This is a genomic window from Streptomyces sp. NPDC004266, from assembly GCF_042874095.1.
Taxonomy (GTDB): Bacteria; Actinomycetota; Actinomycetes; order Streptomycetales; family Streptomycetaceae; genus Streptomyces.
In genome coordinates, this window is sequence record NZ_JBIAMM010000029.1 from 40432 (window position 1) to 46550 (window position 6119).

7 protein-coding genes are annotated in these 6119 nt (G+C 71.6%); 4 read left to right on the forward strand and 3 right to left on the reverse strand.

Annotation, left to right across the window (positions count from 1 at the left end):
• Positions 1–83 precede the first annotated feature (83 nt).
• Entirely contained in the window at positions 84–1253 is a 1170-nt protein-coding gene (locus ACFYUZ_RS37975; protein ID WP_389317386.1) for an alkane 1-monooxygenase, read from the forward strand.
• 359 nt (positions 1254–1612) lie between these two features.
• Entirely contained in the window at positions 1613–2263 is a 651-nt protein-coding gene (locus ACFYUZ_RS37980) for a ScbR family autoregulator-binding transcription factor (RefSeq protein WP_389317389.1), read from the forward strand.
• Between the two features lie 41 nt (positions 2264–2304).
• Here ACFYUZ_RS37980 and ACFYUZ_RS37985 read toward each other — a convergent pair whose 3' ends face one another.
• From ACFYUZ_RS37985 to ACFYUZ_RS37995, 3 genes are all read right to left on the reverse strand, one after another.
• Entirely contained in the window at positions 2305–3069 is a 765-nt protein-coding gene (locus tag ACFYUZ_RS37985) for an SDR family oxidoreductase (protein WP_389317392.1), read from the reverse strand.
• Between the two features lie 80 nt (positions 3070–3149).
• Positions 3150–4097, reverse strand: a complete 948-nt coding sequence (locus ACFYUZ_RS37990) for an NAD-dependent epimerase/dehydratase family protein (RefSeq protein WP_389317395.1) — start codon at positions 4095–4097, stop codon at positions 3150–3152.
• Positions 4098–4112: 15 nt separating this feature from the next.
• Positions 4113–5066 (reverse strand): ScbA/BarX family gamma-butyrolactone biosynthesis protein, encoded by a 954-nt coding sequence (locus ACFYUZ_RS37995; RefSeq protein WP_389317399.1) that lies wholly within the window; start codon positions 5064–5066, stop codon positions 4113–4115.
• Positions 5067–5196: 130 nt separating this feature from the next.
• On the opposite strand from ACFYUZ_RS37995, the gene ACFYUZ_RS38000 reads away from it, so the two are divergent.
• Together ACFYUZ_RS38000 and ACFYUZ_RS38005 are read left to right on the forward strand one after the other, a co-directional pair.
• Positions 5197–5877 (forward strand): ScbR family autoregulator-binding transcription factor, encoded by a 681-nt coding sequence (locus tag ACFYUZ_RS38000; RefSeq protein WP_389317402.1) that lies wholly within the window; start codon positions 5197–5199, stop codon positions 5875–5877.
• A gap of 126 nt (positions 5878–6003) precedes the next feature.
• On the forward strand, positions 6004–6119 hold a 116-nt coding region (locus ACFYUZ_RS38005; protein WP_389317405.1), incomplete at its 3' end, for an acyl-CoA dehydrogenase family protein.

Consider the following 6119-nt stretch of genomic DNA (forward strand, 5'->3'; position numbering starts at 1 on the left):
CAGAGGATTGACGTTCCTCCATCGATCCGTCTATCAACTGGACAGTAGGCAAGCGAAGTGTCCACCTCCTTGAGGAGCCGGTCTTGGCCCTGCACAGCGACACCCCCGAAGCCCCCGCCGTCTGGCGCGACCCCAAGCGATGGCTCTGGCTGCTCGGTCTGCTCATCCCGGCCTTCCCCTTCCTCTCCTGGGGACTGGTGGCCGCCACCGGGCTCCGCGTCTTCTGGTGGACCGGGATCCTCGTCCTGTACGTGATCTTCCCGGTCGTCGACCACCTCGTCGGCAAGGACTCCGCCAACCCTCCGGACAGCGCGATAGCCCACCTGGAACAGGACCGCTACTACCGGTGGTGCACCTACCTCTACCTCCCCCTCCAGTACGCCGGCCTCGTCCTCGGCTGCTGGCTGATCACCCGGGGCGACCTCGCCCTCGTGGACAGGATCGGACTGACGTTCACCCTCGGCGGGGTCGCCGGCATCGCCATCAACACCGCCCACGAGCTGGGGCACAAGACGGAGGCCCTGGAGCGCCGGCTCTCCCGGATCGCGCTCGCCCAGACCTGGTACGGCCACTTCTACGTCGAGCACAACCACGGCCACCACATCCGCGTCGCCACTCCGGAGGACCCGGCGAGCGCCCGGCTCGGCGAGAGCTTCTGGCGCTTCCTCCCCCGGACCGTCCTCGGCAGCCTCACCTCGGCCTGGCGGCTGGAGAAGCGCCGGCTCGCCCGCCGGGGCCGATCCGTGTGGAGCCCGCGCAACGCGGTCCTCGGCTCCTGGGCGCTGTCGTTCGCGCTCTTCACGGGGCTCGCGCTCGCCTTCGGGCCGGGGGTCCTGCCGTACCTCGCGGTCCAGGCGGTCTTCGGCTTCTGCCTGCTGGAGGTCATCAACTACACCGAGCACTACGGCCTGAAGCGGGAGCGCACCGAGAGCGGACGGTACGAGCGGTGCGCCCCGCGCCACAGCTGGAACAGCGACAACGTCGCCTCGAACGTCTTCCTCTACCACCTCCAGCGGCACAGCGACCACCATGCGAACCCCACCCGGCGGTACCAGTCGCTGCGCCACTTCGACGAGGCCCCCGAGATGCCGACGGGGTACGCGGGGATGATCGTCCTCGCGTACGTCCCCCCGCTCTGGCGCCGCGTCATGGACCCCCGGGTCCTCGCCCACTACGACGGGGACGTGACCCGGGCGAACCTCCAGCCGTCCCGCCGGGCCCGCCTGCTCGCCCGGTACGGCACGGCCTCCTGAGGGCCAGGAGGCGACGCCCGGCTCGGGGCCGAGGGCGGTGGCCCCGCCGCCGAGGACACCGCCGTCCCGCCCTTCCCCGCCGGGAGTCGGTTCGTGCCCGCGGTCGGCCGGGCCGAGCCGGCGTGCGGGCGGCGGTGTCACGCCGGAGCGGCACACCGACCTGACAAACCGCGTATCCGGTTTAGCGTGACCCCGTTGCCCCTCCTCGCCCCCGTCCGACGTGCGGTCTCGCCGCCTCCATCTGGGAGCGCTTCCGCCCTGATTTCACCCCAAGGAGTGGTTTACGACCGAGGAAACCTCCACATACCCCAGACCCCGTACAATACCGAGCAGTCGGTTTAGAGGTACGGGAGCCACGGGTGACCAAACAGGAGCGGGCCACGCGCACCCGCGACGCGCTGATCAGGTCGGCGGCCGAGGAGTTCGACCGGCACGGCTACGTCCTGGCCACGCTCTCCGCGATCAGCTCGGGAGCCGGCGTGAGCCCCGGAGCCCTCCACTTCCACTTCGAGAACAAGGCCGCCATCGCCGAAGCCGTCGAGCAGGAGGCCTGCACCTCCCTGCGCCGGACCGCCCGGATCGTGTACGGCCGGCGGTCGAACGCCCTGCAGAACCTCACCGACACCTCGCACGCCCTGGCCCGGCTCCTCCGCGACGACACCGTCGTCCGCGCCGGATTCCGGCTCAGCTGCGCCGACGACTCCCGTGCGGAGCTCAGCCTGCGCCAGGAATGGCAGAGCTGTGTGCAGCAGCGGCTCGCGGAAGCGGCCGACGAGGGCCTGCTCGCCGCCGGCACCGGAGGCCGGCAGGACCTCGCCCGCACCGTCGTGGCCGCGACGATCGGACTGGAGGCCCTCTGCCACGACAACGGCGAATGGCTCTCCCCCAGGACCGTCACGGGCCTGTGGCGCACCCTCCTGCCGATGCTGGCGACCCCGGAGTCGCTCGCCGGACTCGATCCCGCGGGGAGCCCGGCCGTGGCCGGCGACACCCGCGTGCCCGTCGGCTGAGCGTCCGGCCCCCGCCGCGGGGCGCCGCGGGCGACCGGGAGTCAGAGCTTGTAGCCGCCCGACACGTCCACGCACTGGCCCGTGATCCAGCGCGCGCCGTCCGAGACGAGGAAGCCGACCACGTCCGCGATGTCGGCCGGCGTCCCGAGCCGGTTGAGCACCGACTGGGCCGCGAGGGCGGCGCTCGCCTCCGGCGTCGTGCGGCGGCGCGCGTTCATGTCCGTCGCGACATAGCCGGGGGCCACGGTGTTCACCGTGATCCCCCGGGGCGCCAGCTCCTTGGCGAGGGCCGGGGTCATCGTGTCGACGGCCCCCTTGGTCATCACGTAGGTGACGGACTCGGGGAAGGCGCGCTTCGTCGCCGCCGAGGAGATGTTGACGATCCGGCCGCCGTCGCGGATGCGGTCGAGACCCCGCTGGACGAGGAAGAGCGGGGCCTTGACGTTGATCGCGAAGAGCCGGTCGAAGACCTCGGTGGTCAGCTCGTGGATCCGGCCCGAGCCGCTCGCCGCCGCGTTGTTGACGAGGATGTCGAACTCCGGACCGGCGCCCCGCTCCGCGAGCCCCGCGTCCAGGGCGGTGTAGAACGTGTCCACGGCGTCCGGCGTCTCCAGGTCCGCGTGGAACGCGAAGGCACGGCCGCCCGCCTCCTCGACGGCCTTCACCGTCTCGTGGGCGGCCGCCTCGCTGTGGCCGTAGTGCACGGCCACCAGGGCGCCGTCCCCGGCCAGCCGCTCCGCGATGCCTCTTCCTATGCCGCGGCTCGCCCCGGTGACGATCGCGGTCTTCCCTGCCAACGCGGACATGTCGGTGGTGCCTTCTCTCTGCTCTGCTTTCCGTTCGGAGACCGACCCGCCCGAGGATCCGCCTCACCCGCGGATCCGCCTCAGGAGCGGCCGAGGAGCTCCCGGTACCACGGCATGTGGTCCGCGATCGTCGCGGCGAACCCCGGCCCCGGATCCTGACCCCACTCCCGCCAGGGGCGCTCGTCCTCGAACCAGTGGTCGGTGGCGAGCATGGCGAGGTGGTGCTGCGCGAAGGGGAGGTCCGCGAGCAGCGCCCGGGCCTCGGCGACGTCCACCGCCGGCCCCCGGGCCCCGGCCCGCCCGTCGACGAGCGACTCGGCGACCGCGAGCAGTTCCGCCACCGGGACCGGCTCCGGATGGTTGACGTAGTGGGGGCCCGGCCGCGTCCGCGGGGAGAGCCCCGCACCGAGCAGGGCCCGCGCCAGGCCGTCCACGTCGATCAGGGAGTGCAGCGAGGAGCCCCCGTCGAGCGGCCCGGGCAGGGCGGCGAGCAGCCGGACCATGCCGGGCATCAGCTGCCGGTCGCCCGTGCCGTACACGAGGTGGGGTCGCAGGACGGTCCCGCCCGCGTCCAGGACGTACCGCTCCCCCGCCGCCCGGGTGCGGCTGGTCGCCGATCCCGGGGCGAGCGGAAGGGTGCCGGGGGCCGCCGCGCGGAACGGGCCGCGGCCGTGGACGGAGGCCGTGCTCAGGGAGACGATCCGGGTCACCCCGGCGCGTACGGCCGCGTCCACCAGGACACGGGTGCCCTCGTCGTTGACGGCGCGGGCCACGTCCTCCTCCGCCCCGATCGCCGAGGCGCAGTGGATCAGCACGTCGACGCCCTCGCAGGCGCGGCGCAGGGAGTCCGGGTCGCGGAGGTCGCCGGCGACGACCTCGACGTCGCCGTCCCCCGGGCCGGGCGGCGGGGCGAGCGGGCGGCGGGCGAGCAGCCGTACGTGCGCCGGTTCCGCCGATGCCGCGGCCGTCGCCGCCACCCGGCCGCCGATGAATCCGGTCGCGCCGGTGATCAGTGTGCGAAGCCCCATGGTTCCTGGTCTGTTTCAGCCCGCCAGGCGGCTGTCGAGGCCGGCTCCGGCCACCGTCAGGTCCCGGGACGGGGAGGTGAGCGTGGAGAGGAAGACGGGTCGGCCGTCCTGCAGGCCGGTGACCCGGACGGTCGCCGTCCCGGGGGCGGCGCCGGGCAGGGTCTCGGCCTCGATCCAGCACGGGCTGTCGAATTCGGCGTACCGCGAGAAGGAGATGTCCATGGCGGTCGGCAGGTACGCGCCGCCGCCGAGCGTCAGCGTCGCCGCCTGCCGGGCGGCTTCGAGGAGCACCATGCCCGGTATGTGGTCGTTCGGACGCCGGAAGAGGGTGGGGTGCTGGGTGTTGATCCGCAGCTGCCACTGACCGGGCCGGGTGCCCGGGGCGAGGACGACGTCCTTGGCGTGCTGGCGGCCGACCAGCTGCGGGGCCACGCCGGGGATCAGCGGAACGGGCCGGCCGAGCGCGGCCATCCGGTCGCCGCGGACGCGGCGGTACGCCAGGGCCGAGGTGCAGCGGGCCACGGCGCCGCCGGTGGCGACGTGCCTGCCGTCCCTGGTGAGCACCATGGTGGCGCGCAGGTTGCGGAGGGCGCCGCGGCGGCTGTCGAGGTCGGAGCAGACGATGTCGACGGTGACGTCCGAGGAGAGGTCGTTCACCGCGAGCGCCTCGGCGTCGGCGGTGTAGTGGATGCCCCACATGACGAACTGGTCCTCGACGGGTACCCCGAATTCGGCATGAGCGACGAGCATGGTGGTCTGGCGTATCGTCTCGGCCACCAGTACGGGGTCGTGCCGGTTCCCTGCCACCGGAGAGAAGAAGGGATGTGCGGCAGGCCAGCGGGCGGAGACGGAGAACCGGTTCTCTGCCAACTGGGTCCACCCCGTGGGGATGATGTCCGCGGGATCCGCTCGGTGAACGAACTCTCCGGGGACGCGGGTCGACGTCGCTCCTCGAAAGCTCTGATCCATGGATCCCCCTATGACATCCCCGCGCCCCTGAGCGGCTTATCCACCCGACTTAGAATACGTACAGCCCGGTTTTCTTTTCAATGCTTCACGTCACACGACGAGCACAGACAGCGACACAGCGGGAGGCGCCTTGGCGCAGCAAGCGCGTGCAATCAAGACCCGGCAGGCGATCCTGCAGTCGGCCGCGGCCGTCTTCGCCGAGCGGGGCTACGAGCGCACGACCATCGGAGAGATCCTGGTTCGCGCGGGAGTGACCAAGGGAGCCCTCTATTTCCACTTTGCTTCCAAGGAAGACCTCGCCCTCGGCGTGCTCGACGCGCAGATGCTCGACATCCCGCTGCCCCCACAGGCGATAAAGCTCCAGGAGCTCGCGGACCAGGCCTTCCTGCTCGCCCACCGGCTGCAGCGCGACGCGCTCGTGCGGGCGAGCGTGGCCCTGGCCCTGGACAGCGGCGCCACCGGTGTCGACCGGGTAGCCCCCTTCCAGGCGTGGATCGACCAGGTGTCGGAGATCCTGATGGTCGCGAAGGCGCGCGGCGAGCTGCTCGTCCACGTCGACGTCACGGACACGGCCTCGCTCTTCTCGGGCGCCTTCTCCGGGGTCCAGGCCATGTCCCAGATCATGTGCGACCGCAAAGACCTGATCCATCGCGTCTCGGTCCTGCTCCAGCACTTCATGCCGAGCATCTGCACGCCGGCGCTGCTGACCGGCCTGGGCCTGACCGAGGAGTACGGTCGAAAGCTCGGCGCCGAGTACGACGCGGACCGGCACCGCAGGGAAGAAACGAACTTCGCGGAAACCGACGGTTAAGGAAACCGACCCAACGGTTTCTGGAGCGCCCCGACGCAGAACAGCGTCGGGGCGCTCTGGCGTCATGGCACTGAGTGTGTTTTGCTGAGGGTACTCAGTGCCACAAGCGTCTAGGGGAGCTCCATCATGGGTAAGGACTTCGACCTCTATCGGCCCTCGGAGGAGCACGACATGCTCCGTGAGTCGGTGCGTGCCCTCGCGGAGGCGAAGATCGCTCCGTTCGCGGCGGCGGTGGACGAGGA